We start from the raw sequence: 1,890 nt of genomic DNA, 5'->3' as shown, positions 1-1,890 counted from the left end.
CGGTCAGCTGCGCCTCGGCGCGGTGTTTGCCTAAATCGGCGTGCAACGCCTCTTCCAGGGCGCTGGATTGCTCGGTGAGCAGCGCCCGCAGCGAGCGCAGCTGGCGGCGCCGCCAGGCCAGCGGTTTGGTGCGCCCACTACAAAAGGTGTTGCGGACCCGCGCGACCGTGGCGGCGATATCGGCCGCTGTGGTGGTGTCACCGGCGGGCGAGGACATCACCTCATCATACATAAACGAAACCGTTCCGTTTCATTGATTATGCGGTGGTACGGAGTGCGGCGCGACGTAAGGCGAGCCGTGTCCATCGGGCTGTCGGCCGAGCGGGTGCAGCGTGGCGGCTAGTGTGGCGCAGCGATCGTGGATGGCTGCGGCGTGTCAGCCGAACAGCGGCAGGGCGCGTTTGCGCGCTAAGGCGTTCATTCCGGCCTGGATGCTGTCTTGCACCTCGCGGTACTTGCTTTGCAGGTAGGCCTCATCGTCGGCGCGCTGCGGGTCGTGCTCGACGTCGATGGCGGGCATGAACCGGGTGCGGATCTTGGCGGGCAACGGCAGCTGGGGCAGCGCGGCCGAGGCGATGCCCCAGGGCAGCGACACCGCCAGCGGAAACACTTTTACGCGCAGCAGCCGATCCAGGCGCAGCGCGCGCGAGAGCCGATCACCGCGGATCAGCACTGGCATTGCGTCGGCACCCCCGACGGTGGCGATCGGCACGATCGGCACCCCGGCGCGGATCGCCATCTTCACAAACCCGGTGCGCCCGGCCAGGGTCGCCCGGTCGCGTTCGCGCCACGGGCGAAGCGAATCCACCTCACCACCGGGCCACAGCGCGACGTCATGCCCCTCGGCCAGCGCGGTCGCGATGGAATCCGGCGCGGCCGGCAACACGCCCATCGCCCGGAAATAGCGGCCGATCAGCGGAATGGCCATCAGGGCATCATGGGCGGTGCCATGCAGCGGACGCTGCGGCCCAAAGCGGCGCCACCACTGCACCCCGACCGTCCAGGCATCCCAGACAAACGGGGCACCGGAGTGGATACCGATCAACAGCACCGGCGGCTCGGGCACGTTGTCCCAACCGTCTAACTCCATCCGAAACCAGTAGTCGATCAGCGTGTTCCACAAATACTTCGCGCGCTGCATCGCCGCCTGGTCTTGCCCGCTGAGATCCCACTGACCGGCCCGCTGCGCGACCCACCCGCTGATGCCCCCGGCGTGCTCTTCGCGCCGGCGATCCGCTGCCGCGCGCGCCTGCTCGGCGTAGCGGTCAGCTTGTTCGCCACGCTCCGTAGAGCCATCGTCACTGCGACTCATCTGCTACCTCGTTCCTCGGCCCTCGACAAGCGCCTCGTTACGCCTCCACCGGCTCAAACAACCAGTAGGCGCTGGGTTGATGAGCCGACCGCGGCCGGTTACGCGATACACCTGCACCACACGTGCGCCGTGCCACCGAATTCGCGCAGCAAAGCTCACCGGCCACCCCACGTCGGCGGTTTCGGGCGCCGTCAGTCATGTCGATACCGTCGGTTTCAGTTGTGGTTGGGGGCGGCGGCGCCGATGGCGCGCAGCAGATAAGGCACGAGGTGGTCGACCAAGGCGGCCACCGGTACCGCGGTGGTGTCGGGGCGGGTCAAAAACACCCGGCTGATGATCGGGCCGATGATCAGGTCGGTGATGATGGCGGGGTCTTGGCCGGCGGGAATCTCGCCGCGCTGCGCCGCGCGGCCCAGCACCGCGGCGACCCGATCACCGATGGGCGCGACGATGGCGTCGATGAGCACCCGCGCCAGAGTGTCGTTGTGGGCGGCTTCGGCGGTCAGCGCGCGAAGGAGACGCCCACCGGGTCCATCGAAGGTGGCGGCCTTGTCATGCAGCAGCGCTTCTAGATCCCC

The 1,890-nt window shown here is 68.1% G+C and carries 2 protein-coding genes and 1 pseudogene; all 3 read right to left on the bottom strand.

Annotation, left to right across the window (positions count from 1 at the left end; all coding sequences use genetic code 11):
* Window positions 1–217: pseudogene (locus WA317_RS06970) on the bottom strand (aldehyde dehydrogenase family protein); the annotation flags it as partial.
* A gap of 159 nt (window positions 218–376) precedes the next feature.
* Complete coding sequence (locus WA317_RS06965; RefSeq protein ID WP_425172339.1) at window positions 377–1,312, bottom strand: lysophospholipid acyltransferase family protein; 936 nt, start codon at window positions 1,310–1,312, stop codon at window positions 377–379.
* A gap of 215 nt (window positions 1,313–1,527) precedes the next feature.
* Window positions 1,528–1,890, bottom strand: a 363-nt coding sequence (locus WA317_RS06960; protein WP_425172338.1) for a TetR-like C-terminal domain-containing protein, incomplete at its 5' end; no start/stop codon positions are given.

It is taken from the genome of Mycobacterium sp. (genome assembly GCF_049802695.1).
GTDB lineage: Bacteria > Actinomycetota > Actinomycetes > Mycobacteriales > Mycobacteriaceae > Mycobacterium.
The sequence above is the reverse complement of the archived record's forward strand: the minus strand, read 5'-3'. Positions and strand labels throughout refer to the sequence as shown.